We start from the raw sequence: 24,198 nt of genomic DNA, 5'->3' as shown, positions 1-24,198 counted from the left end.
CGCCGAGGCCGAGTTTCTTTACGCGAACTGCGTTAATCAGGCGCTTTTTTGTCAGGGGATTTGTCCACAACCACAACTTTGACGTACTTAAATGCTCTAATCGGCCCGTCACGTCTTACAGAAGAATCGCGTTTACCCATGGATATCAAACAGCTCTGGCTCAACGTCAAAGACCTTTGGGGCACCCTCGACGAACACCCGCTGCTGCATTCCAGCCTCGCGCTGATGGTGTTGCTGGTAGTGGCATTGCTGCTCGGACGAGTGGCCCGCTACCTCATCCTGCACGCCGTCAAGCTGCTGGGCCGGCAACCCGCGCTGCACTGGCTCAATGACCTGCGGCACAACAAAGTCTTCCATCGCCTGGCACAGATGACGCCGTCACTGGTGATCCAGTTCGGCCTGTACCTGGTGCCGGACCTGAGCAAGACCGCCACCCTGTTCATCGGCAATGTCGCCCTGGCGTTCACCATTCTGTTCATGGTGCTGGCGATCAGTGCACTGCTCAACGCCCTGCTGGACATCTATGCCCGCACCGAACACGCCCGCACCCGCTCGATCAAGGGCTACGTGCAGTTGGCGAAAATGGTGCTGTTCGTGTTTGGCGCCATCATCATCGTCGCCACGTTGATCGACCGCTCGCCACTGCTGCTGCTTTCCGGTCTGGGTGCAATGTCGGCGGTGATTCTGTTGGTCTACAAGGACACCCTGCTGTCGTTCGTCGCCAGCGTGCAATTGACCAGCAACGACATGCTGCGGGTCGGCGACTGGATCGAAATGCCCCAGGTCGGCGCCGACGGTGACGTGGTCGACATCACCCTGCACACCGTCAAAGTGCAGAACTTCGACAAGACCATCGTCTCGATTCCCACCTGGCGCCTGATGTCCGAGTCGTTCAAGAACTGGCGCGGCATGCAGGCCTCCGGTGGCCGGCGGATCAAGCGCAGCCTGTATATCGACGCCAGCGGCGTGCGTTTCATCCGCGACGACGAAGAGCTGAAGCTCACCCAGGTACACCTGCTGACCGACTACATGAGCCGCAAGAAGGCCGAGCTCAAGGCCTGGAACGAAGCCCAGGGCAATGTCGCGGCGATGTCCGCCAACCGCCGACGCATGACCAATATCGGCACCTTCCGCGCGTATGCCTTGGCCTATCTGAAAAGCCATCCGGAGATCCAGCCGAACATGACCTGCATGGTGCGGCAGATGCAGACCACCGCCCAGGGCATTCCGCTGGAGATCTACTGCTTCACCCGCACCACCGCGTGGGCCGACTACGAGCGGATCCAGGGCGATATCTTCGACTACCTGCTGGCGGTGCTGCCGGAATTTGGTTTGAGCCTGTACCAGCAGCCCAGCGGCGGTGACTTGCGGGCGGGGATGTTGCCGGCGGTGCTGGGGGCCAGTCACCTGCCCCCGGCGGAAAAGGCAGTGATGTAACAACAAAAAACGGCACAACCCGAGTTGTGCCGTTTTTTTTGCGTTGGACCTTACTTGACCTGACGCTGCGGCGCGCCGTGAACCATGGTGTAGGCGTAATCCACGCCCATGCCGTAAGCGCCGCTGTGCTCCTGTACCAGGCCCATCACCGCGTCGTAAGTCTCTTTGTGAGCCCAGTCACGTTGGTATTCCAGCAGCACTTGCTGCCAGGTGACCGGTACCGCACCGGCCTGGATCATCCGCTGCACCGACATGTCGTGCGCTTCTTTGCTGGTGCCGCCGGAAGCGTCGGTGACGATGTACACCTCGTAGCCTTCGGCCAGGGCCTCAAGCGCCGGGAAATTCAGGCAAACCTCGGTCCACAGGGCCGCCATGATCAGCTTCTTGCGCCCGGTGGCCTTCACCGCGGCCACCAGCGCCTTGTCTTCCCAGGAGTTCATCGAGGTGCGCTCGATCGGCTGCTGGTCCGGGAACACGTCCAGCAGTTCCGGCCAGATGTAGCCGCTGAAGCTCTTGGTCTCAACCGAGGTCAGGATGGTCGGCACGTTGAAGATCCTGGCCGCCTTGGCCAGCGCCACGGTGTTGTTCTTCAGGGTCTGGCGATCGATCGACTGCACGCCAAAGGCCATCTGCGGCTGGTGGTCGATCAGGATCAGGGTGGAGTTGGTTGGGTTGAGCAATTCGCGAATAGACATGGTGACTTCCTTTTAATGGTTTCGATTCGGTAAGGGGTGCGTTCAGCGCCGCTGTGAAGCTTGGCTGGCGGCTTGGAAGTAACTTTATGGGATGGATAAAATCGAGACAATTACCTAAAATCGAGAATAATTGATTCTAAAAAAGGGACAATCATGGATCGTATCGAATGCATGCGGGCGTTTGTCGTCACGGTCGGCGAGAACGGCTTCGCGGCCGCCGCGCGAGCCATGGACGTACCGCGCTCAAAAGTCAGCAAACAGATTCAGGCGCTGGAAGAAGCCATAGGCGTGCAACTGCTTCAGCGCACCACCCGCAGCCTGCATTTGACGGAGGCCGGGGCCGAGTATTTTGAAGCGGCGCGTGAAGTACTGGCCGCCCTGGACGAGGCCGAACAGCGAGCCAGAGACGGCATCGGGGAGTTACGGGGCGTGTTGCGGGTCAATGCGCCGATGTCGTTCGGACTGCATCGCCTGGGAAGATTGATTCCGCTGTTCCATGAACAGCATCCGCATATCGAGCTGCAACTGGTGCTCAGCGACCAACAGGTCGACCCGGTACGCGGCGGGTTCGACGTGACCATCCGCATCGCCAGCATGCCCGACTCAACGATGATCGCCCGCCAGTTGGCACCTGCGCCACGGATCATGGTGGCTGCGCCAGCCTACCTGGCACGCGCGGGCACACCGCAGACCCCGCAAGACCTGCGCCACCACCAATGCCTCAATTATGGGTATCTGCAAAGCGGCGTCAGCCTGCAATTGAGCAAGGGCCAGGAAACCCAGCGGGTCAACGTTACCGGCCCTCTGCACGCCAACAACGGCGACCTGCTGGCCCAGGCGGCAGAGGCCGGGATGGGCATCGCGCTGTTGCCGGACTTTATCGTCGAAGACGCCCTGAGCGCCGGGCGCCTGGTGCCGGTGCTCTGCGAATGGCAGGCGCCGGCAATCACCATCAATGCGGTTTATTCGTCAGCGCGACGCGTGCCGCAAAAGACCCGCGCATTCATTGATTTTTTGCTGACGCAATTGGCGCCGACGACCGCAGGCCCAGCCGGCTGATCCACACCGCCCCGAGAATCACCAACCCGCCCAGCAGCAACCTGCCCAACGGTTCATGCTGATTCCAGATCAGCAAGTTCAGCAACAACCCCACCGGCACATGCAGGTTGTTCATCACCGCCAATGTGCCACCGTTGACCAGGCAAGCGCCCTTGTTCCACCAGTACATGCCCAGTGCCGTGCTGACCAGCCCGAGGAATACCAGCACGCCCCATTGCAACGGCGCTTCCGGCAGGTAGTTGGCCTTGCCGAACATCAGGAACGCCGGCAACGCCACCGCCAACGCACCGAGGTAGAAGTAGCCAAAGCGCCGGTAATGCGGCAGATCACTTGGATGACGGGCCACCAGATGCTTATAAAGCACCTGCCCGGCGGCGTAGGTGAAGTTGGCCAGTTGCAGTAGCAGGAAACCCATGAAGAAGTTCGGGGTGATCTGGTCGAAGCGAATCACAGCTGCCCCCGCCACCGCCACCAGTGCGGCCACCAGCGCCCACGGGTTGAAGCGGCGGTTCAGGGCGTCTTCGATCAGGGTCACGTGCAACGGTGTCAGGATGGTGAACAGCAACACCTCCGGCACCGTCAGTACGCGAAAGCTCAGGTACAGGCACACGTAGGTCACGCCGAACTGCAGTGCGCCGATCAACAGCATGCCGCGCATGAACGCCGGCTCCACCGAGCGCCAGCGGGTCAGCGGGATAAACACCAGCCCGGCCAACAGTACACGCACCAGCACCGCGAAATAACTGTCGACGTGACCGGCCAGGTATTCGCCGATCAAACTGAAGGAAAACGCCTGGATCAGCGTCACAACAAGTAGATAGCCCATGCTCGCCTCATTTTGAATGGGCGCGACATTAGCGGTTTTCCGCGCGTTACGAAACTCAAGGCAAAAAAAACCCGACCTCGCTAAAAGCGTCAGTCGGGCGGGAGCACTCAGGAGCAAAAAGTGCAAAGGGAGGTTCGATACGCGTACTTGAAGGGTTGCGTGGAGCTATCTAAACAGCGGGCGATTATCTGACGATTAACATCTCACGCCACTTGGGCCAACAACGCCTTGGCCTGGTTCAAACCCTTCTCCTGGAAATCACCGCCCAGGTTCACCCCTTCGGCATGAATGAACGTGACGTCATGGATGCCGATAAAGCCCATGACCTGACGCAGGTACGGTTCCTGGTGGTCGGTGCTGCCACCGGCGTGAATGCCGCCGCGGGCGGTCAGCACAAAGGCGCGCTTGTCGGTCAGCAGGCCCTGGGGGCCGGTGGCGGTGTACTTGAAGGTCACACCGGCACGCAGCACATGGTCGAGCCAGGCTTTGAGGGTGCTGGGAATCGCGAAGTTGTACATCGGCGCGGCCATCACCAACACATCGGCGGCCAGCAACTCATCGGTCAGTTCGTTGGAGCGGTCCAGGGAGGCCTGTTCAACCGTGCTGCGCTGCTCGGCAGGTTTCATCCAGCCGCCCAACAGATTGGCATCCAGGTGCGGAACCGGGTTGATGGCGAGGTCTCGTACGGTGATCTGATCAGCCGGATGGGCGACTTTCCATTGGCTGATGAATTGTTGGGTCAGCTGCCGGGAGATTGAATCCTGCTGACGGGCACTGCTTTCGATGATCAGAACACGGGCCATGATTATGTAAGCTCCATCGGTGAATGCTGTAAGGCGATGGAGTGAAGGTTAGACAGAGCCCGTTCGATTAAAAAGCGTAAAAAACTGCTATAACCCATCTAGAAATTTGTTTATAAGCGGAGTATTGCTGTACGCAAGCTCCGCTTTTGCCTTATTTCGGTGCGCAGGTCAGCTGGATACGCATCTTGATGATGGCACGGCTGAAATTGGCCGTGGTGTTGGTGGTTTTCCCTGCCGCGACCGTGACCTTGCGCGTACGCGGGGCTTCCGGACCATTGGTAAAGCGTACCTTGCACTCCGCGTCATTGGGGCCGTAGTTGGTGAGTTGGATCGAACTGATATTGCTGTCGACGTCTGACGCGCTGTAATCGATCTTCACGCCCTGAATGTCTTTCGTCACATCGGTACTGAATGCAAACGCACTCAACGGCAGCAACGCCAGCAGCACACAACAGAATTTTCTCATTCGGCAGTCTCCAATAAGGACCGCCAGCTTAGGACAAGAGGAGCTCATCTTGAAAGCGCCCCGCGTTACCCTTGATCAATGGCGCACCTTGCAAGCCGTGGTCGACCATGGCGGCTTCGCCCAGGCGGCCGAAGCGCTGCACCGCTCGCAATCCTCGGTGAGCTACACCGTGGCCCGCATGCAGGATCAGCTCGGCGTGCCGCTGCTGCGCATTGACGGGCGCAAGGCCGTGCTCACCGAAGCCGGTGAAGTGCTGCTGCGCCGCTCCCGGCAACTGGTGAAAAACGCCAGCCAACTGGAAGACCTGGCCCACCATATGGAACAAGGCTGGGAAGCCGAGGTGCGGCTGGTGGTCGATGCCGCTTACCCCAACGCCCGCCTGGTGCGCGCCCTCACTGCCTTTATGCCGCAAAGCCGTGGCTGCCGGGTGCGCTTGCGCGAAGAGGTGTTGTCCGGTGTCGAAGAGCTGTTGATGGACGGCATGGCCGACCTCGCCATCAGCGGGTTCATCATTCCCGGTTACCTCGGTACGGAAATGAGCGACGTCGAATTTGTCGCCGTGGCCCACCCCGAACATCCGCTGCATCAATTGCACCGCGAACTGAGCTTCCAGGATCTGGAAAGCCACATGCAGGTGGTGATCCGCGACTCCGGCCGCCAGCAGCCACGGGACGTCGGCTGGCTCGGCGCCGAGCAGCGCTGGACCGTCGGCAGCCTGCCCACCGCCGCCACCTTCGTCAGCAGCGGCCTGGGCTTCGCCTGGCTGCCGCGACACCTGATCGAACGCGAACTCAAGGAAGGCCTGCTCAAGCTACTGCCCCTGGAACGGGGTGGCAGCCGCAACCCGACCTTCTATCTTTACTCGAACAAGGACAAACCCCTGGGCCCGGCCACGCAGATTCTCGTCGAGTTGCTGCGCACCTTCGACACTGCACCACTGGACGCGCCATTCGCCGCACCGCAGCAAGCCTGAACAAGGAGTTCACGTGGCCTATTTCGAACATGAAGGTTGCACCCTGCATTACGAGGAATATGGCCACGGCGCGCCGCTGATCCTGATCCACGGCCTGGGCTCCAGTTGCCTGGACTGGGAACTGCAAGTGCCCGTGCTGTCCCAACACTATCGCCTGGTGGTGGTGGATGTGCGCGGTCACGGCCGCTCCGACAAACCCCGTGAGCGCTACAGCATCGCCGGCTTCACCGCCGACCTGGTGGCCTTGATCGAACACCTGCAGCTACCGCCGGCCCACGTGGTCGGCCTGTCCATGGGCGGCATGATCGCCTTTCAACTGGCAGTGGATGAGCCGCAAATGCTCAAGAGCCTGTGCATCGTCAACAGTGCGCCCCAGGTCAAGGTTCGCAGCGCCAGCGACTATTGGCAGTGGGCCAAGCGCTGGAGCCTGGCGCGCATCCTCAGCCTGAACACTATCGGCAAGGCCCTGGGCAGCCTGCTGTTTCCCAAGCCCGAACAGGCCGAACTGCGGCGCAAGATGGCCGAACGCTGGGCAAAAAACGACAAACGTGCTTACCTCGCCAGCTTCGATGCGATTGTTGGCTGGGGCGTACAGGAACAACTTTCGAAAATCTCCTGTCCAACCCTCGTCATCAGCGCCGACCACGACTACACCCCCGTGGCGCAGAAAGAAATCTATGTAAAACTGCTGCCCGATGCGCGGCTGGTGGTGATCGAGGATTCCCGCCATGCCACGCCGCTGGACCAACCCGAACGCTTCAACAACACCCTGCTCGATTTTCTCAAGACAGTCGAAACCACAACCCAGGATCACTGACCCATGCTGAAAAAAATCGCCTTCTTTGCCGGTTCCGTACTGTTCGCTGCCAACCTGATGGCGGCCGAACCCGCCAAGGCACCCCACGTCTTGATCACCACCACCAATGGCGACATCGAGATCGAACTGGACCCGGTCAAAGCCCCGATCAGTACCAAGAACTTCCTGGCCTATGTCGACAAGGGCTTCTACACCAACACCATTTTTCACCGGGTAATCCCGGGCTTCATGGTGCAGGGCGGTGGTTTTACCCAGCAAATGTCGCAAAAGCCGACCGAAGCACCGATCAAGAACGAAGCCAGCAACGGCCTGCATAACGTGCGCGGCACCCTGTCGATGGCGCGTACCAACGACCCGAACTCCGCCACCAGCCAATTCTTCATCAACGTTGCGGACAATGCCTTCCTCGACCCGGGCCGTGATGCCGGTTACGCGGTGTTCGCCAAAGTGGTCAAGGGCATGGACGTGGTCGACATCATCGTCAACTCGCAGACCACCACCAAACAGGGCATGCAGAACGTGCCAATCGATCCTGTCCTGATCAAGTCGGCCAAGCGCATCGACTGAAGGCTACAGGGAGTTTCGCGCGGGGCCCGCAAGGCGTCGCGCGCATTTGAACAGGAGAGCCCGCCGCGCGGGCGTCAGACCTAATGCTCTATCGTCGTTTTGAACAACTGATCGACATCTTCCGCGAACCTCCCAGCGCGGCCCCTCCAGACAAAGTCCTACCCTTCTACGTCTATTACCTGCGCCAGGTATGGCCAAGCTTTGCCGCCTTGCTGGTGGTGGGCCTGATCGGCGCGCTGATCGAAGTGGCGCTGTTCAGCTACCTGAGCCGCATCATCGACCTGGCCCAGGGCACGCCGCCCGCCAACTTCTTCCAGATCCACGCCACCGAGCTGATCTGGATGGCCGTGGTCGCCCTGCTGTTGCGCCCGATCTTCGGCGCCCTGCATGACCTGCTGGTGCACCAGACCATCAGCCCCGGCATGACCAGCCTGATCCGCTGGCAAAACCACAGCTATGTGCTCAAACAGAGCCTGAACTTCTTCCAGAACGATTTCGCCGGGCGCATTGCCCAGCGCATCATGCAAACCGGCAACTCCCTGCGCGACTCCGCAGTGGCCGCCGTGGACGCGATCTGGCACGTGGCGATCTACGCCATCAGCGCCCTGGTGCTGTTCGCCGAAGCCGACTGGCGCCTGATGATCCCGCTGATCACCTGGATCGTCGCCTACAGCCTGGCCCTGCGGTACTTCGTGCCACGGGTCAAGGAGCGCTCGGTCATCTCCTCCGAGGCACGCTCAAAACTGATGGGGCGGATCGTCGACGGCTACACCAACATCACCACCTTGAAGCTGTTCGCTCATACCAATTTCGAGCAGAACTACGCCAGGGAAGCGATCGTCGAGCAGACCGAGAAAACCCAGCTGGCCAGCCGCGTCGTGACCAGCATGGACATCGTGATTACCACCATGAACGGCCTGCTGATTGTCACCACCACCGGCCTTGCCCTGTGGCTGTGGACCCAATCCCTGATTTCGGTGGGCGCCATCGCCCTGGCCACCGGCCTGGTGATTCGTATCGTCAACATGTCCGGCTGGATCATGTGGGTGGTCAACGGCATTTTCGAAAACATCGGCATGGTCCAGGACGGCCTGAAAACCATCGCCCAGCCGCTGGCAGTGACCGACCGGGAAAATGCCCCGCGCCTGGAAGTGCCCCATGGCGAGGTGCGGTTCGATCAGGTGGATTTCCACTACGGCAAGAAGAGCGGGATCATCAGCGGCTTGAACCTGGCGATTGAACCGGGTGAAAAGATCGGCCTGATCGGTCCGTCCGGCGCGGGTAAATCCACCCTGGTCAACCTGCTGTTGCGCCTGTACGACCTGCAAGGCGGCCGTATCCTGATCGACGGCCAGAACATCGCCGACGTCGCCCAGGAAACCTTGCGCGAACAGATCGGCATGATCACCCAGGACACCTCGCTGCTGCACCGTTCGATCCGCGACAACTTGCTGTATGGCAAGCCGGACGCCACCGACGAAGAGCTTTGGGCCGCCGTGCACAAGGCCCGCGCCGACGAGTTCATCCCATTGCTGTCGGACGCCGAGGGCCGCACCGGCCTCGACGCCCACGTCGGCGAACGCGGGGTGAAACTCTCCGGCGGGCAACGCCAGCGCATCGCCATCGCGCGAGTGCTGCTCAAGGATGCGCCAATCCTGATCATGGACGAAGCCACCTCCGCGCTGGATTCGGAAGTCGAAGCGGCGATCCAGGAAAGCCTGGAAACCCTGATGCAGGGCAAGACAGTGATCGCCATCGCCCACCGGCTGTCCACCATTGCCAGAATGGACAGGCTGGTGGTGCTGGAAAAAGGCCAGATCGCCGAGACCGGCAGCCATGCCGAATTGCTCGCACACGGCGGTTTGTATGCGCGATTGTGGCAACACCAGACCGGTGGCTTCGTCGGAATAGACTGATTCCGTTGGTTAACCGCGACCTCAATTCCGAACAATTCTGACAGTTTTCTCTATCCCGCTGGTCTTGCGACACAATCCTGCTGTACTCCAATCAGGCCCCAGGAGGGCCCTGATTTAAGGCAGCAGGGATGCATCACAGACCCGTTAATCAGATAGAGCAATCTATTAAGGATGTGTTCATGTCACTGTTCAAACGTTCCGTTACGGAAGGACTGGGTACGTTTTGGCTGGTGTTGGGTGGCTGCGGCAGTGCGGTACTGGCCGCATCGTCCCCGGTCGGGATCGGTGTGCTCGGTGTGGCCCTGGCGTTCGGGCTCACGGTGCTGACCATGGCATTTGCCATCGGGCACATCAGCGGTTGTCACCTGAACCCTGCAGTGTCGGTGGGGCTGGTAGTGGGCGGAAGATTTCCGGCCAGGGAGTTACCGGCGTACATCGTGTCCCAGGTAATCGGCGGCGTCGTTGCCGCTGCATTGTTGTACTTCATAGCCAGCGGCAAGCCGGGGTTCGAACTGGCTTCGGGCCTGGCCAGCAACGGCTACGGCGAGCATTCGCCTGGTGGTTATTCGATGGCAGCGGGGTTTGTGTGCGAGCTGGTGATGACGGCGATGTTCGTGCTGATCATCCTCGGCGCCACCGACCGTCGTGTGCCGACGGGCTTCGCGCCCATTGCCATTGGCCTGGCGCTGACGCTGATCCACCTGATCTCGATCCCGGTCACCAACACCTCGGTCAACCCGGCCCGCAGTACCGGCCCGGCGCTGATTGTCGGCGGTTGGGCGCTCCAGCAGTTGTGGATGTTCTGGCTGGCGCCGATCCTCGGTGCAGTGGTCGGCGGCATTACCTATCGATGGCTGGGCGCGGAAAAAACCGCCTGAGCCAGACAGGTTCAGCCCTGCCGATAAGGCAGGGCTGCCCTCGCCAGTGCTCTATCAGCCTTGATGTGCCTGCATATACTGGCGCAGCAACTGATTGATGCGCGTCTGATAGCCAGTCCCTTGCCCCTTGAACCACTCAAGAACGTCAGCATCCAGACGGATAGTAACTGCCTGCTTGACCGGCACACGCAATTCGGCACGACGGAAGAAGTCTTCTCCCAACTCGGGGATGTCGCTGGTATCGATCTCCCGATCGTCCATCTTAGCCAGGCGCTCCCAGTCAGTTTTCGATGCTTTCGACATAGTATTTGGCCTCCTGTTTGGTTGCTTTTCGGGCGGAAATAATGCGAATTACGTCACCCCGCCTCTCGGTGTATACAACTACACCTACAAGTAATTTTATCCAGCCAATGCTGACCCAGCGTTCTTCGTCATAATCCGTTCGAGTATCACGTTGTGACAATATTGGATGTTGAAAAATATCCGATACGTCGTTGAAGTCTATGCCGTGCTTGCGGATGTTTATTTGGTTTTTTGGATTCATCCCACTCAAAACGCATGGTGCATCCTGTATTTACTTTTGTACATACACTATAGCGAAGTGCTCCCGCCCTCGGCACCTGTCAACCGATCAGTGGTTCAGCCCTGCCGATAAGGCAGGGCTGCCCTCGCCTCCTCGGCATATGCCAGGATCCCCACGCTTTCGCGCTCCAGGAAATCCGCCACGGCGGTCTTCAATCCCGGGTGCCGCAGGTAATGCCAGGAGTGCGTGATCACCGGCTCAAACCCGCGAATCAACTTGTGCTCGCCCTGGGCGCCGGCGTCGAAACGCTGCAGGCCATGGGCAATCGCGTAATCCATGCCTTGGTAGAAGCAAGTCTCGAAATGCAGCCGGTCGAACTCGGCCAGGCAGCCCCAGTAACGCCCATAAAAACTGTTGCCGCCGATCAGGCTGAAGGCCATGGCCACCGGCCGTGAGCCTTGCTTGGCCAGCACCACGCGAATCGCCTCGGGCATGCGCTCGGCCAGCAGACTGAAAAACGCCCGGGTCAGGTACGGCGATTGTCGGCGTATGGCGTAGGTATTGGCGTAACAGGCGTAGACAAAATCCCACTGCGCCTCGCTCAACTCATGGCCTTGCAGCCACTCGAAATCGATGCCCTGCCCCGCCACTTGCTCGCGCTCCTTGCGCATCTGTTTACGCTTGCGCGAACTCAGGGCGTCGAGAAAGTCCTGGAAGTCGCGGTAGCCGCGGTTTTGCCAATGAAACTGGCAGCCCAGGCGTTGCAGCCAGCCCGGCTGCCGGGCCAGTGCGGTGTCTGCGAGGGCGTCGGTAAAGTTGATATGGGCGCTGGAAAGGCCTTCGATTTCCAGGTAACCGGGCAGGCTTTTAAGCAATTCGAAACCGTCCTCGGCGCTGGCGGCCAACAGGCGCGGGCCGCTGACCGGGCTGAAGGGCACGGCCGTCAGCAATTTCGGGTAGTAGTCGATGCCCGCCCGCTCGCAGGCATCGGCCCAACCGTGGTCGAACACGTACTCGCCATAGGAATGCCATTTGCGATAGCTGGGCAACGCGGCAATCAGCCGTCCACCTTCATAGTGCAGCAAATGCTCGGGCTGCCAGCCGGAGTGCGGGCCGATGCTGGCGCTGTCTTCCAGGGCACTGAGGAACGCATGGCGCAGAAACGGCTGATCGACGGGGACCAACGCGTTCCATTCATCGGGCGCAATCTCGGACAGGTTATTCAAACGTTGTAACGGCATCCCATTCCCCGACGGTCACGGCTTTGTGTAGGAGCGAGCGTGCTCGCGATGATCGTTAACGACAACGCGACCATTCTGACAGAACGCGGTGATCTCGGGTTCTTCGCGAGCAAGCTCGCGCCTACAGGACACGGCGCAAAAAAAAGCCCCGCCAAACGGCGGGGCAAACCAAATGAGGAGCGCTTTGACGGATGAAGAAAGAGCGCTTTGGAGAGGTATTACAGGTTGCCTAGAACACGTATTGCACGCGGGCCACGATGGCGTCGCCGCTGTCGTCGCCATTGGCGTTCTGGATCTTGTCAGTGCTGACCTTGAGGTAGTTGGCAGACACCTTCACCGCTTCGTTGGCGTACCAGTTGACACCGATGGTGTTCAGGCTTGCCTTGGCGTCACCCACTTCACGGGTCGCGCTGTTACGCACCACGTTTTTGTCGTCAACGCTGATGTTGTCGTAGCGGTAGAACACTTCCCACGCACCGAACTGCTTGTTCTGCGGCTTGATGGTGTCGAACTTGGCGCCGTCGAGCTTGTAGACCCGGGACTCGCCGGTCAGCGTGTAGGCCACCTGGCCGTAGAAACCCGTGGCCTTCACATCCTGATAAGCGCTGCTGTCGGCCTTCATCTTGCGGTTCAGGTATTCGGCCTGCAGGGACAGCGGACCGCGGGCGAAGGCAAATTCGCCGCCGAACACCGTGTCGGTGTCGTAGGCGTCGTTCGCGGTCAGGTTGCCGGAGTCCAGCCCTACACCGCCGCCGAAGGTCGCACGGTTGCCGTTGGCCCCGGCATCGTTACCGCCGTTGGTGGCAACGCCACGAGCGTCCAGGCGAGGACGGATCCGCGAGTCGAACGAGGTGTCCTTCAGGTCACGCACCGCCACGTCCACACCCAGGTGCAAAACGTTGCCGCTGTCGTGCATCGGCGCAAACACGGCACGGCCGTTGAACTGCTTCACGCCTTTGCCGTCCTTGTCGTTGATGTCCTTGGACGACACGCTGGAGGACAGGTAGGCCATGTCAGCCACCACGGCGCTGACCTGCAGGCCCATGCCGTTCTCGTGGGAGTTGATCCAGTCGGCGACTTCATAACCGAGGTTACGCTCGATGGCGGTCACCCACTTGGAACTGGTGGCTTTTTCCAGGCCGAAGTCCTGGTCGAAACGACCCGCGCGGATCACCACTGGCTTGAAGCCTACGTACGAGAAGGACGCTTCGTCGAAGTAGCCATCATCGGCATTGCCGGAGTTGTGGGAAAAGTCGTAGTTGATCTGGTATTTCCAGTCCTTGTACACCGTGCCGCCCAATTCGAGGTAGGCACGTCGGAAGTATGTGGCGTCAGCCGAGTTGCCATTCTTGGTGTAAAAGCCATCAAACGTGCCGTAATCGGCCTGCAAACGACCACCCAGCTTGAAGCTGAAATTCTGGTCGGTGGTTGCAACCTCAAGGCCGCCCTTGGTTTTGACAACGATATCGGCACCGTCAGTAGTGACAGTACCGGCGAAAGCCTGGGCGGTAACGGCCAGGGCCAAGGCGCTGGCCGCGAAACCGGCGAAGTGCTTGCGGATCATCGAAGAATTCCCCTAATTGATGGTCTTGTGCATTGGTAAAACGCGCGGTTTAGAGCCGCTGGTGTTGGGGGGCGATCTTGGCGAGGGGATATTTCAGCTGGGTTGCCGGAACATAAAGATTTTGTTACTCGGGAACTTTTTAATAGCCATTCGAAATAAGCCAGAGCCTACGGAAATCAAGGCTCCAGCCCTGAAAACTGGTGAAAATGGCAGATGATACAAAATGTAAAAACACCTGATAAAAATGAAATATTTTTCATCTTGGTTGTTTTTTGAGCAAAAAAAAGCCCGCATCTTTTGTCGATGCGGGCTTCGTTTCAGTGTGAAAAGTGATGGATATTATTGGTCGCGGAAGCGCTCGGCGGCCAGGCGTTCGGCCAACGCATCAACATCGGCGATAGGCGGCTCGGGCAGGATCTTCAGCGTCGCCTGCATCAAGCGCATCTGCCGGATAAAGCGCCGGCAGTTGGGGCAGAACATCAGGTGATGGCGCACCAGCAGGCGCTCGCGAAAGGTCAGTTGCCCATCGAGATAGTCACTGGAACGTGCCACTTGTTCCTTACAGGTCAACATTCGCCGGTTTCCTCAAAATGCTCCACCGTGGCGAAGACTTTAAGCCGTGCTCGATGCAACAGCACACGAACATTGGAGAGCGATAGCGTCAGAAGATTACAAATCTCCTCCAACTCCAGCCCCTGACGTTCGCGCAGCAGCAGTACGCTGCTTTGCAGTTCGGAAAGACTGGCCAGCGTGTGCTCCAGGCAATTACGCAGTTCGTCTTCGGTAAGCAGCGCTTCGGGAGTGTCCTGATGCCAGGCAAACGGCGCGACCGCCCAGTGGCCATCGTCGGGCACAAAGCGATCATCACCGATGGTGCCATGGGGCGCCGGCAAGTCATCGAGCAGTACTTCCCGGCGGTTTTGCTTGTAGCGGCCCTTTGCCGAGTTGGCAGTAATGGTCAGCAGCCAGGTCTTGAGGCTGGAACGCCCCTCGAATTTCGCCAGGTTGCGCACCACCGAGAGCCAGGCGTCCTGCACCACCTCGTCGGCATGGCGCTGGCCAACAATGGCATAGGCCACCGCGCGCATAGCGCTCTGGTAAGTGGTGACCAACTCCTTGTAGGCCCGCTGCTCACCCTTGAGCAATCGTTCAAGCAGGTGCGCGTCGTCCGCTGCTGCCATTCAAGACCTCGATTTCAAAACATGATCAGCGTTTGCGCAGGATCACGCTACCAATCGAATACCCTGCGCCAAACGAGCTAAGCACAGCCACAGCGCCCTTGGGCAAGTCGTCCTGGTAGGTGTGGAACGCAATCACCGAACCCGCCGAACTGGTGTTGGCGTAAGTATCGAGGATCACCGGCGCCTCTTCCACAGAAGCCTCGCGGCCCAGCAGTTTCTTCACGATCAGATGATTCATGCTGAGGTTGGCCTGGTGCAGCCAGAAACGCTTCACATCGCCAACATTCAGCTGGTTTTCCGACAGGTGCTTGCCGATCAACTCGGCGACCATCGGGCAGACATCACGGAAGACCTTGCGGCCTTCCTGCACGAACAGCTTGTCCGGGGCACCAATCCCCTCTTCCGCCGCGCGGTTGAGGAAGCCGAAGTTATTGCGGATGTTGTTGGAGAACTTGGTCAGCAACTTGGTGCTCACCACGTCGAACTGATGCTCGGAAGTGGCCAGGTCGGCCCGCTCCAGGATCACGGCGGTGGCCGCATCGCCAAAGATGAAATGGCTGTCGCGGTCGCGGAAATTCAGGTGGCCGGTGCAGATCTCCGGGTTGACCATCAGGATCGCCCGCGCCTGGCCCAGCTGGATGCTGTTGGCGGCGTTCTGGATACCGAAGGTCGCCGAGGAACACGCCACGTTCATGTCAAAGCCAAAACCCTGGATACCCAGCGCTTCCTGGACTTCGATGGCAATCGCCGGGTACGCCCGCTGCAGGTTGGAACAGGCGACGATCACACCGTCGATATCGGCGGCGGTCTTGCCGGCGCGCTGCAACGCTTGCTCGGCAGCACTGACGGCCATCTGGCAGAGGATCGACCATTCGTCGTTGGAGCGCTCGGGCAGGCGTGGCGCCATGCGTTGCGGGTCGAGAATGCCGGCCTTGTCCATGACAAAGCGGCTCTTGATGCCCGAGGCCTTCTCGATAAAGGCGGCGCTGGATTCGGTCAGGGCCTCCACGTCACCGCGTTCAATGGCGGCGGCGTTATCCAGGTTGAACTGTTGCACGTAAGCATTGAAAGACTGCACCAGCTCTTCGTTGGAGATGCTGTTGGCCGGGGTGTACAGGCCTGTGCCGCTGATGACGACGTTATGCACGGTCGTTCCTCTAAATCTGTTCAGGCAGAAGGGTATTGGTACCGTCGTACCAAACCGTAAGTAGTTTTATGCCGCCCAGCGGCCTTCAAACTGGAAACGCTTTATTCCATCGCGCCACGGCTGCACCAGCCCAACTCGACGATCCCGGCATTTATAACCGCGAAGTTTGCCACAACATCGGACACTTGGCGCCTATCCCGCGCAAACACCTTCCCTGTGGCGAGCGAGCTTGCTCGCGCTGGATCGCGAAGCGGCCCCAATAAAGTGACCCGGGTGTTTCAGAGAGACCTTATGGGGCTGCTTCGCAGCCCAGCGCGAGCAAGCTCGCTCGCCACCGTTGCTTGCCGCACGTCGGTCACGCTTCGACCAGGCTCCATTGCTTGCTCAGGCGCTTGTCGGAAATCGGTACCTTGGTGCCCAACTGCTGGGCAAACAGCGAAACCCGGTATTCCTCCAGCCACCAGCGATACAGCTCCAGCTGAGGGTCGCGCTTGCCTTCCTGGGCGTGTTTGTTCAGGCGGTTCTGATACTGGCTCCACAAACCGCCCAACTCGGTACTCCAGACCCGGTCCTTCTGCACCTGGCTTGGCAATTTCTCCAGGCGCAGCTCGATGGCCTTGAGGAAGCGCGGCAGTTCCTTGAACCATTGCGCCGGGGTTTCCCGTACGAAACCGGGGTACACCAGATTGCTCAGTTGCTGCTTGATATCATTCAGCGCCACCGCCTGGGCCAGGTCAATCTTGCCCTTGAAGCGTTTTTGCAGGCCATGCCACAGTTTCAAAATTTCGAGGGTCAGGCGCGCCTGGCGCTCGGCGTGCTCGGTCCAACTGCCACGCTTGCGCTCGGCCAGGGCGGCCAGGCCGGCGCCGTCCCGCGGCAGGCTGGCTTCGCCTTCCAGCACGCAACTGTCGAGGCTGGCCAACAGAATGTCTTCCACCAGGGCTTCGATACGCCCCAGCTCGCGGTACATCAACCCCAACTCGGTCAGGCCCGGCAATTTGCCCCGCAGGAACTTTGCCGGCTCGGCCAGTTGTTGCAGCAGCAGGCGCTGCAAGGCTCGACGGTGCTGGAACTCAGCCTCGGCAGCGGTAGAGAAACGCCCTTCCTTGACCGTGCCGTTTTCTTCGACCAAGGCCGGATACACCGTCATCGAAAGCCCGGCTATGTTTTGCTGGGTTTTCTCGGCCACCGCCGCGAACACCTTGGCCTCCACCGGCTGCTGGCTCTTCGCAGTCTGCGGCACCGCCAACGCAGCTTGGCTGGCCTCGGCGAAACGCGCGGTCAACTCGGGCAGGTCGCGGCCCTCACCGAGGAACTTGCCCTGGCCGTCGACCACTTCCAGGTTCATCTTCAGGTGGCTCTCCACCTGCTGCGCAGCCTCGGCCCAGGCCTCATCGCTGACCCGTGCCCCGGTCATGCGCAGCAACTCGCGCCCCAAGGCCTGAGGCAACGAGCCCTGGCCAAACTCGATACGTTGCAACGCCGCCTTGACGAAATCCGGCACCGGCACGAAGTTCTTGCGCAGGGCCTTGGGCAGGTTGCGCACCAGGGCAATGCACTTGGCCTCGATCACACCCGGCACCAGCCATTCCAGGCGCTCGGGCGGCAAGGCCGGCAACAACGGCGCCGGTACGCGCAGGGTCACACCGTCCCGTGGATGGTTGGGTTCGAAGTGATAACTCAAGGCCAGGGCCAGGTCGCCCAGGTGCAAGGTGTCGGGGTAATGTGCGGCGGTGACTTCACTGGCCTCGCGGGCCAGCACGTCTTCTTCGCGCATGATCAACAGCTGCGGGTCTTTCTGGCTGTTGACCTTGTACCAACTGTCGAAGGTCGCGGTCTGGTGAATCTCCGCCGGCAGGCGCGCGTCGTAGAAGGCGTACAGGGTTTCTTCGTCCGCCAGGATGTCGCGCCGGCGGGCCTTGGCTTCCAGTTCGTCGAGCTGCTCCAGCAATTGCTGGTTGGCCGTCAGGCAGCGGGCCCGGGACTGGATCTCGCCGCGCACCAGGCCTTCGCGGATAAACAGCTCGCGAGACGTCACCGGATCAATCGGCCCGTAATGCACCGGCCGGCGCCCGACGATGATCAACCCGAACAGGGTGATCTGCTCAAACGCCACCACCTGGCCGCGCTTCTTTTCCCAATGGGGTTCGAAGTGGTTTTTCTTGATCAGGTGCCCGGCCAACGGCTCGATCCAGTCGGCGTCGATCTTGGCCACCATCCGCGCGTACAGCTTGGTGGTTTCCACCAGCTCGGCGGTCATCAGCCATTGCGGACGCTTCTTGCCAATACCCGACGACGGGTGAATCCAGAAACGCCGCTGACGCGCGCCGAGGTAATCGCCCTCTTCGGTCTTCTGGCCAATCTGGCTGAGCAGGCCGGACAGCACCGCCTTGTGCAGTTTGGGGAAGTCCGCCGGTTCTTTATTGACGGTCAACTGCATGTCGCGACAGATCAGGCTCAACTGGCGGTGGGAGTCACGCCATTCCCGCAGGCGCAGGTAGTTCAGGAAATTCTTGCGGCACCAATTGCGCAGCGGGCTGGCGGTCAATTCCTGGCGCTGCTCTTCAAAACCACGCCACAGGTTCACCAACCCGGCGAAGTCCGAATCCGCGTCCTTCCATTGTGCGTGAGCCTGGTCGGCGGCTTGCTGGCGCTCCGGCGGACGCTCGCGCGGGTCCTGGATCGACATGGCGCTGGCGACGATCAGCACTTCCTGCAAGCTGCCAAGCTTGGCCGCCTCCAGCAACATGCGGCCCATGCGTGGGTCCACCGGCAGACGCGCCAACTGGCGGCCCATCGGTGTCAGCTGGCTGTTGCGGTCAACGGCGGACAACTCTTGCAGCAGGTTGAAACCGTCGCTGATGGCCTTGCCGTCCGGCGGCTCGATAAACGGGAAATCGGTGATCTCGCCCAGGCGCAGGTGCAGCATCTGCAGGATTACGGCCGCGAGGTTTGTGCGAAGAATCTCGGGGTCGGTAAATTCCGGGCGCCCGATAAAATCCTCTTCGCTGTACAAGCGCACGCAGATACCGGGTTCGACCCGCCCGCACCGGCCTTTACGCTGGTTGGCACTGGCCTGGGAAATCGCCTCGATCGGCAGTCGCTGCACCTTGGCCCGGTAGCTGTAGCGGCTGATGCGCGCGGTGCCGCTGTCGATCACATAACGAATGCCTGGCACGGTCAGCGAGGTTTCCGCGACGTTGGTCGCCAGCACCACACGCCGGCCCGGGTGCGACTGGAAGATCCGCTGCTGCTCCGCCGGCGACAGGCGCGCATACAGCGGCAGGATTTCAGTGTGCTTGAGCTGGGCCTTGCGCAGCATGTCGGCGGCGTCGCGAATCTCGCGCTCGCCGGGCAGGAACACCAGCACATCGCCGGGGCTCTTGCGCTCGCTGCGCTCGAAGGCGGCGATCTCATCGAGGGTGGCGAGAATCGCCTGGTCGACGGTCAGGTCGTCCTCGACGCGGTTGCCCTCCTCGTCCTGCTCCAGGGTCAGCGGGCGGTACCAGGTTTCCACCGGGAAGGTGCGGCCCGACACCTCGACAATCGGCGCATCGTCGAAGTGCTTGGAAAAGCGCTCCAGGTCGATGGTGGCCGAGGTGATGATGACCTTGAGATCCGGGCGACGCGGCAGCAGGGTTTTCAGATAACCCAGCAGGAAGTCGATGTTCAGGCTGCGTTCGTGGGCTTCGTCGACGATGATCGTGTCGTAGCGTTCGAGGTAGCGGTCGTTCTGGGTTTCGGCCAGCAGGATACCGTCGGTCATCAGCTTGATCAGGGTGTTGGAATCACTCTGGTCTTCAAACCGCACCTGATAACCCACCAGGGAACCCAGCGGCGTCGCCAACTCTTCCGCGACCCGGCTCGCCACGCTGCGCGCCGCAATCCGCCGCGGCTGGGTGTGGCCGATCAGGCCGTATTGGCCGCGGCCGATTTCCAGGCAGATTTTCGGCAACTGGGTGGTTTTACCCGAACCGGTCTCACCGGCAATGATCAGCACCTGATGCTTGAGCAACGCTTCCTTGATCTCGTCACGCTTGGCGGCGATCGGCAGGCTGTCGTCATAGCGAATCACCGGCAGGCTGGCGCGCCGCGCCGTCACCTGGGCGCAGGAGGCCTGCATCCGCGTCACCCACTGCGCAAGTTTTTCCTCATCGGGTTTCTTGCGCAGCTCAAGCAGCTGCCGCCGCAAGCGGTGGCGGTCGGCGAGCATGGCGTGATCGAGGTTTTTCAGCAGTTGGTCGATAGCGGGCGCTTGGTCAGTCATCAGGTACGCAAAGGTCGTCTATGTAGGCAGGGGGCGGATTGTCGCAGAAAAGCGCCGCCGCGCGCTCCCCTCATTCATTGTCCAGGCCCTTGCGCCGGTAAGGAAACACATCGATTACCTTGCCGGCGCGAATCGCCTCTTGCAGGCCTTTCCAGTAGTCGGCGTTGTACAACTCGCCGTGCAGTTCGTCGAACAGGCGGCGCTGGCCGGAATCAGCAAACAGGAATGGCGGGAACTCCTCGGGGAACACGTCCAGCGGACCGATGGAATACCAGGGCTCGGAGGCCATTTCATCTTCCGGGGTACGCGGCGCCGGGATGTGGCGGAAGTTGGCCTCGGTCAGGAAACAGATTTCGTCATAGTCGTAGAACACCACGCGACCGTGGCGGGTGACGCCAAAATTCTTCAGCAGCATGTCGCCCGGGAAAATATTCGCCGCCGCCAGTTGCTTGATCGCCAGGCCGTAGTCTTCCAGGGCTTCGCGCACCTGGGCTTCGTTGGCGTTTTCCAGGTAGAGGTTCAGCGGGGTCATGCGCCGCTCGGTCCAGCAGTGGCGGATCAGTACCGTATCGCCTTCGACTTCGACGGTACCGGCGGCGACTTCCAGCAGTTCGGCCAGGCATTCAGGCTCGAATTTGCTCAACGGAAAACGGAAGTCGGCGAACTCCTGGGTGTCGGCCATGCGCCCTACCCGGTCGACACTTTTCACCAACCGGTACTTCTCGATCACGGTGGCGCGGTTGACGTTTTTCGACGGTGAAAACCGGTCCTTGATGATCTTGAACACGGTGTTGAAGCCCGGCAGGGTAAACACGCTCATGACCATGCCGCGCACGCCCGGCGCCATGATGAACTGGTCATCGGTGGTGGCAAGGTGGTTGATCAGCGCCCGGTAGAATTCGGATTTGCCGTGTTTGTAGAAGCCGATGGAGGTGTACAACTCGGCGATGTGCTTGCCCGGCAGGATGCGCTTGAGGAAGCCGATAAACTCCGCCGGCACCGGCACGTCCACCATGAAATAGGAGCGGGTGAACGAGAAGATGATCGACACATCGGCCTCGTCGGTGATCAGCGCGTCGATCTGGATGCCGCGCCCTTCCCGATGCAGCAGCGGGATCACCAGCGGCCACTGTTCGTCGCGGGTGTAGATGCGTCCGACGAGGTACGCGCCTTTGTTGCGGTACAGCACCGAGGAAAACAGTTCGACGTTGAGGTCCGGGTCCTTGCACACCCAGTCCGGCAGGTTTTCGCGCAATTGCGCCTCCAGGCGGCGCAGGTCGGCGGGCAAGTCGGCGTAGGGTTCGCTGAAACTGTAGTCGGCGAAAATCTGCTCCAGCATGCCCGCCAGCTTGCCGCCCGGCTTGTAGGTGCGGGTTTGCGCCGCCCGGGCGCGGCGCAGGCTGGGCCGGGTGGTGTGGATGAACATGCAGCCATCGCTGATCAGGTCATGGCTGAACAGGCCGCAAAACGTCGAGTTGTACCAGGTCTCGGACAGCTCATCGTCAAACCGCAGGTCGATCAGGCTGATGTAGGCACTTTTCACCAGCGGCCAGTCGGCAATGTCGAGCAACACGGCTTCATCGAAAGCCGCGCGCAGCCGCGCCGTGACTTCGCTGACCTTCTCTTCGTAAAGATTGATGCGCGCAGCCGATGCAGCCTGCCCTTGCTGCCACTGCGCCTTTTCAAAACGCTCCCGGGCGCCGTCGGTGATCTGGCGGAAGTGCTCGCGGTAGTCGTCGAAGCCGTCGAGGATCATCTGCGCAATGTCGAGGGCGGGCGTTGGCTGCGGCATTCGGGAAACCTCTGCGGGCATTTGGAGTGAGCTGAGCTTAGCCAGTGTGCGGGAACAGGAGAAGGATCATTTTTCATTCAGACTTGTACAAGATTGTTCATTTCGTACATTTATTTACTCTTTATTTAATTCGACTAACTGGTCAACAAAAAACCCGCGCGTCACGCTCCCGGCATTAAACGTTTCATCTACAGGCCTTATGTGACGTGGCCTGCCTGTGCGAGCCGGGGTAAATAAGAGTCTTTGCTCTACTGCTCCGTTATTGGTGGCTTCTCGACCATTGGATCCAACGTAAGGGAAACCCTGACTACCCTAGATAGTGGCACTTTGCTATATAGCGCGCCCTCTCCCACCTAACAAGGTCAGAAGACCGATCCGGGAACAGGTTCTAACCGCCAAAGGAGCATTGAGATGTCATTGAGGAATATGGGGATCGGCCTGCGCGCCAGTCTGAGCTTTGCGGTACTGGCCGGCTTGCTGGTAGTGGTGGGTCTGTTTGGCTTGGGGCAAATGGCCAAGCTGCGGGAAAGCGCAACCGTGATTGAGGATTCCTGGATGCCGAGCATCGAGACGGTCCACGACAGCGCGGCCTTTATCGCCAGCATCCGCCTGGAAGCACTGCGCCTGTTGACCACCGACGAATCCAGGGTGCGCGACAACAGCAAGAGCCTGATCAGCAAGGAACAGGCAGACCTGCAGGAAAGCTTCAAGCAATACGAAACACTGGTGGTCAACGAGCAGGACGCCGAGATGCTCAACCAGCTGAAAAGTACCGTATCGACGTACATGAGCATCATGGGCCAGATGATTCAGCTGGTGGACCAGGATCAACAGCAGCAGGCCATGGACCTGCTCAACAGCCGCCTCGCGCCCCAGGGCCTGGTGCTCAACAAGAGCCTGGAAGACCTGATCACCTTCAACCAGAAAGGCGTCCAGGAAGCCGCAGAGTCAGCGGCGCAGATGTACTACAGCGCCCAATGGATCGTAGGCCTGATCATCATCACCGCCCTGCTGGCCACCTTGTTGCTGGCCTGGCTGCTGACCCGCAGCATCACCGCGCCCATTGGCCAGGCACTGACAGTGGCCCGCACCATCGCCTCCGGCGATCTGAGCCGGCCGATCGTCGTGGAGGGCAAGGATGAGCCGGCGCAACTGCTCACCGCGCTGGCCACCATGCAGGCCAACCTGCAGGAAACCATCCGTGGCATCAGCGAATCGTCGCAGCAGTTGGCCTCGGCGGCGGAAGAGATGAGTTCGGTAATGGAGCAGAGCACCCGCGGCCTGCAAGCGCAGAACGACGAGATCGAACAGGCTGCCACCGCCGTGACGCAGATGAGCGCAGCAGTCGATGAAGTGGCGGGCAATGCGGTTTCCAGCGCCGAAGCCTCCAAGGCCTCCGACGAAGACAGCAAGCACGGTCACTACCAGATCAGCGAAACCATCAGCTCGATCCAGAACCTGGTGGACGAAGTCCTCGGTGCCTCGACCAAGGCCGAGGGCCTGGCGGCACAGGCCCAGGACATCAGCAAGGTGCTTGAAGTGATTCGCGGGATTGCCGGGCAGACCAACCTGCTGGCACTCAACGCGGCGATTGAGGCGGCCCGCGCGGGCGAGGCCGGTCGTGGTTTTGCCGTGGTGGCTGACGAAGTGCGCTCCCTGGCACAACGCACCCAGGACTCCACCGAAGAAATCGAGCAGATGATCAACGGTATCCAGCAAGGCACCCAGGACACCGTCGGCGCCCTGAACAGCAGCGCCGAACACGCCGGCCAGACCTTGCAGCGAGCCAACAGCGCCGGCAGTGCACTGGAGAAAATCACGGCGGCGATCTCGCAGATCAGCCAGCGCAACCTGGTGATCGCCAGCGCCGCCGAGCAGCAAGCGTTGGTGGCTCGTGAGGTGGACCGCAGCCTGGTGAACATCCGGGACCTGTCGACGCAAACCGCCGCCGGTGCCACCCAGACCTCGGCGGCCAGCCAGGAACTGTCGCGGCTGGCGGTGGACCTCAATGGCTTGGTGACGCGTTTCGTGCTGTAAAACATGTAT

General features: G+C 60.4%; 21 protein-coding genes and 1 pseudogene. 9 read left to right on the top strand and 13 right to left on the bottom strand.

Annotation, left to right across the window (positions count from 1 at the left end; translation table 11 throughout):
* Positions 1-138: 138 nt before the first annotated feature.
* Complete coding sequence (locus tag JV201_RS07165; RefSeq protein WP_003210716.1) at positions 139-1,437, top strand: mechanosensitive ion channel family protein; 1,299 nt, start codon at positions 139-141, stop codon at positions 1,435-1,437.
* A 50-nt stretch (positions 1,438-1,487) separates the two neighbouring features.
* Here the strand turns inward: JV201_RS07165 and JV201_RS07160 are convergent, their stop codons facing one another.
* Positions 1,488-2,132 (bottom strand): hydrolase, encoded by a 645-nt coding sequence (locus JV201_RS07160; RefSeq protein WP_219406685.1) that lies wholly within the window; start codon positions 2,130-2,132, stop codon positions 1,488-1,490.
* 153 nt (positions 2,133-2,285) lie between these two features.
* On the opposite strand from JV201_RS07160, the gene JV201_RS07155 reads away from it, so the two are divergent.
* Positions 2,286-3,191 (top strand): LysR family transcriptional regulator, encoded by a 906-nt coding sequence (locus JV201_RS07155; RefSeq protein ID WP_177040345.1) that lies wholly within the window; start codon positions 2,286-2,288, stop codon positions 3,189-3,191.
* Here the strand turns inward: JV201_RS07155 and JV201_RS07150 are convergent.
* From JV201_RS07150 to JV201_RS07140, 3 genes are all read right to left on the bottom strand, one after another.
* On the bottom strand, positions 3,136-4,017 hold the full coding sequence (locus tag JV201_RS07150; protein WP_087692555.1) for a carboxylate/amino acid/amine transporter: 882 nt from the start codon (positions 4,015-4,017) through the stop codon (positions 3,136-3,138). The genes JV201_RS07155 and JV201_RS07150 overlap by 56 nt on opposite strands.
* 203 nt (positions 4,018-4,220) lie before the next feature.
* Complete coding sequence (locus JV201_RS07145) at positions 4,221-4,820, bottom strand: FMN-dependent NADH-azoreductase (RefSeq protein WP_003210712.1); 600 nt, start codon at positions 4,818-4,820, stop codon at positions 4,221-4,223.
* Positions 4,821-4,971: 151 nt separating this feature from the next.
* Complete coding sequence (locus tag JV201_RS07140; protein ID WP_032899698.1) at positions 4,972-5,286, bottom strand: hypothetical protein; 315 nt, start codon at positions 5,284-5,286, stop codon at positions 4,972-4,974.
* Positions 5,287-5,335: 49 nt separating this feature from the next.
* On the opposite strand from JV201_RS07140, the gene JV201_RS07135 reads away from it, so the two are divergent.
* The 5 genes from JV201_RS07135 (at position 5,336) to aqpZ (ending at position 10,437) form a co-directional block, all read left to right on the top strand.
* Positions 5,336-6,259, top strand: coding sequence for a LysR family transcriptional regulator (locus tag JV201_RS07135; RefSeq protein WP_003210710.1), 924 nt, complete (start codon positions 5,336-5,338; stop codon positions 6,257-6,259).
* 13 nt (positions 6,260-6,272) lie between these two features.
* Positions 6,273-7,076 carry an alpha/beta fold hydrolase gene (locus JV201_RS07130; protein ID WP_177019666.1) on the top strand — a complete coding sequence of 268 codons (804 nt, stop codon included), beginning with the start codon at positions 6,273-6,275 and terminating at the stop codon, positions 7,074-7,076.
* Positions 7,077-7,079: 3 nt separating this feature from the next.
* The gene (locus JV201_RS07125) at positions 7,080-7,643 is read left to right on the top strand and encodes a peptidylprolyl isomerase A (RefSeq protein ID WP_003210708.1); all 564 of its coding nucleotides are present in this window, start codon (positions 7,080-7,082) and stop codon (positions 7,641-7,643) included.
* Between the two features lie 83 nt (positions 7,644-7,726).
* Positions 7,727-9,559 (top strand): ABC transporter ATP-binding protein, encoded by a 1,833-nt coding sequence (locus tag JV201_RS07120; RefSeq protein WP_102605387.1) that lies wholly within the window; start codon positions 7,727-7,729, stop codon positions 9,557-9,559.
* A 179-nt stretch (positions 9,560-9,738) separates the two neighbouring features.
* A complete protein-coding gene (gene aqpZ / locus JV201_RS07115) occupies positions 9,739-10,437 on the top strand; it encodes an aquaporin Z (protein WP_008437990.1) in 699 nt (232 codons plus the stop codon).
* A 54-nt stretch (positions 10,438-10,491) separates the two neighbouring features.
* Here aqpZ and JV201_RS07110 read toward each other — a convergent pair whose 3' ends face one another.
* The 3 genes and pseudogenes from JV201_RS07110 to JV201_RS07100 all read right to left on the bottom strand — a co-directional run bounded on the left by JV201_RS07110 (position 10,492) and on the right by JV201_RS07100 (position 12,201).
* A complete protein-coding gene (locus JV201_RS07110) occupies positions 10,492-10,740 on the bottom strand; it encodes a BrnA antitoxin family protein (RefSeq protein WP_003210705.1) in 249 nt (82 codons plus the stop codon).
* Positions 10,718-10,997: pseudogene (locus tag JV201_RS07105) on the bottom strand (BrnT family toxin). Before JV201_RS07105 ends, JV201_RS07110 begins: the two are co-directional and overlap by 23 nt.
* A 79-nt stretch (positions 10,998-11,076) precedes the next feature.
* Positions 11,077-12,201, bottom strand: a complete 1,125-nt coding sequence (locus tag JV201_RS07100) for a GNAT family N-acetyltransferase (protein ID WP_102605385.1) — start codon at positions 12,199-12,201, stop codon at positions 11,077-11,079.
* Positions 12,202-12,240: 39 nt separating this feature from the next.
* Here JV201_RS07100 and JV201_RS29580 point away from each other — a divergent pair, with 39 nt between their 5' ends.
* Positions 12,241-12,396 (top strand): hypothetical protein, encoded by a 156-nt coding sequence (locus tag JV201_RS29580; RefSeq protein ID WP_157222855.1) that lies wholly within the window; start codon positions 12,241-12,243, stop codon positions 12,394-12,396.
* Positions 12,397-12,430: 34 nt separating this feature from the next.
* Here JV201_RS29580 and JV201_RS07090 read toward each other — a convergent pair whose 3' ends face one another.
* From JV201_RS07090 to aceK, 6 genes are all read right to left on the bottom strand, one after another.
* Positions 12,431-13,765, bottom strand: coding sequence for an OprO/OprP family phosphate-selective porin (locus JV201_RS07090; RefSeq protein ID WP_003210703.1), 1,335 nt, complete (start codon positions 13,763-13,765; stop codon positions 12,431-12,433).
* A 339-nt stretch (positions 13,766-14,104) separates the two neighbouring features.
* Positions 14,105-14,338 carry an anti-sigma factor gene (locus tag JV201_RS07085; RefSeq protein ID WP_219406683.1) on the bottom strand — a complete coding sequence of 78 codons (234 nt, stop codon included), beginning with the start codon at positions 14,336-14,338 and terminating at the stop codon, positions 14,105-14,107.
* Complete coding sequence (locus tag JV201_RS07080) at positions 14,332-14,946, bottom strand: RNA polymerase sigma factor (RefSeq protein WP_008437987.1); 615 nt, start codon at positions 14,944-14,946, stop codon at positions 14,332-14,334. The genes JV201_RS07085 and JV201_RS07080 overlap by 7 nt, the downstream gene beginning before the upstream one ends.
* Positions 14,947-14,971: 25 nt before the next feature.
* Entirely contained in the window at positions 14,972-16,093 is a 1,122-nt protein-coding gene (locus JV201_RS07075; protein ID WP_003210699.1) for a beta-ketoacyl-ACP synthase III, read from the bottom strand.
* Positions 16,094-16,448: 355 nt separating this feature from the next.
* Positions 16,449-20,360 carry an ATP-dependent RNA helicase HrpA gene (gene hrpA / locus JV201_RS07070; RefSeq protein WP_219406682.1) on the bottom strand — a complete coding sequence of 1,304 codons (3,912 nt, stop codon included), beginning with the start codon at positions 20,358-20,360 and terminating at the stop codon, positions 16,449-16,451.
* Positions 20,361-20,430: 70 nt separating this feature from the next.
* On the bottom strand, positions 20,431-22,152 hold the full coding sequence (gene aceK / locus JV201_RS07065; RefSeq protein ID WP_102368332.1) for a bifunctional isocitrate dehydrogenase kinase/phosphatase: 1,722 nt from the start codon (positions 22,150-22,152) through the stop codon (positions 20,431-20,433).
* A 411-nt stretch (positions 22,153-22,563) separates the two neighbouring features.
* On the opposite strand from aceK, the gene JV201_RS07060 reads away from it, so the two are divergent.
* Positions 22,564-24,189, top strand: coding sequence for a methyl-accepting chemotaxis protein (locus tag JV201_RS07060; RefSeq protein WP_023659094.1), 1,626 nt, complete (start codon positions 22,564-22,566; stop codon positions 24,187-24,189).
* Positions 24,190-24,198: the final 9 nt, after the last annotated feature.

The organism is Pseudomonas sp. Colony2, from assembly GCF_019382755.1.
Taxonomy (GTDB): Bacteria; Pseudomonadota; Gammaproteobacteria; order Pseudomonadales; family Pseudomonadaceae; genus Aquipseudomonas.
Note: the sequence above shows the minus strand (reverse complement) of the source record. Positions and strands in the feature narration are given on the sequence as shown.

Bases quoted from the DNA above. Each gene is read 5' to 3' on its own strand.
- aqpZ (WP_008437990.1), top strand. From the start codon at position 9,739: ATGTCACTGTTCAAACGTTCCGTTACGGAAGGACTGGGTACGTTTTGG.
- JV201_RS07120 (WP_102605387.1), top strand. From the start codon at position 7,727: ATGCTCTATCGTCGTTTTGAACAACTGATCGACATCTTCCGCGAACCT.
- JV201_RS07150 (WP_087692555.1), bottom strand. From the start codon at position 4,017: ATGGGCTATCTACTTGTTGTGACGCTGATCCAGGCGTTTTCCTTCAGT.
- aceK (WP_102368332.1), bottom strand. From the start codon at position 22,152: ATGCCGCAGCCAACGCCCGCCCTCGACATTGCGCAGATGATCCTCGAC.
- JV201_RS07155 (WP_177040345.1), top strand. From the start codon at position 2,286: ATGGATCGTATCGAATGCATGCGGGCGTTTGTCGTCACGGTCGGCGAG.
- JV201_RS07100 (WP_102605385.1), bottom strand. From the start codon at position 12,201: ATGCCGTTACAACGTTTGAATAACCTGTCCGAGATTGCGCCCGATGAA.
- JV201_RS07140 (WP_032899698.1), bottom strand. From the start codon at position 5,286: ATGAGAAAATTCTGTTGTGTGCTGCTGGCGTTGCTGCCGTTGAGTGCG.
- JV201_RS07110 (WP_003210705.1), bottom strand. From the start codon at position 10,740: ATGTCGAAAGCATCGAAAACTGACTGGGAGCGCCTGGCTAAGATGGAC.
- JV201_RS07090 (WP_003210703.1), bottom strand. From the start codon at position 13,765: ATGATCCGCAAGCACTTCGCCGGTTTCGCGGCCAGCGCCTTGGCCCTG.
- JV201_RS07160 (WP_219406685.1), bottom strand. From the start codon at position 2,132: ATGTCTATTCGCGAATTGCTCAACCCAACCAACTCCACCCTGATCCTG.
- JV201_RS07060 (WP_023659094.1), top strand. From the start codon at position 22,564: ATGTCATTGAGGAATATGGGGATCGGCCTGCGCGCCAGTCTGAGCTTT.
- JV201_RS07125 (WP_003210708.1), top strand. From the start codon at position 7,080: ATGCTGAAAAAAATCGCCTTCTTTGCCGGTTCCGTACTGTTCGCTGCC.
- hrpA (WP_219406682.1), bottom strand. From the start codon at position 20,360: ATGACTGACCAAGCGCCCGCTATCGACCAACTGCTGAAAAACCTCGAT.
- JV201_RS07145 (WP_003210712.1), bottom strand. From the start codon at position 4,820: ATGGCCCGTGTTCTGATCATCGAAAGCAGTGCCCGTCAGCAGGATTCA.
- JV201_RS07080 (WP_008437987.1), bottom strand. From the start codon at position 14,946: ATGGCAGCAGCGGACGACGCGCACCTGCTTGAACGATTGCTCAAGGGT.
- JV201_RS07165 (WP_003210716.1), top strand. From the start codon at position 139: ATGGATATCAAACAGCTCTGGCTCAACGTCAAAGACCTTTGGGGCACC.
- JV201_RS07085 (WP_219406683.1), bottom strand. From the start codon at position 14,338: ATGTTGACCTGTAAGGAACAAGTGGCACGTTCCAGTGACTATCTCGAT.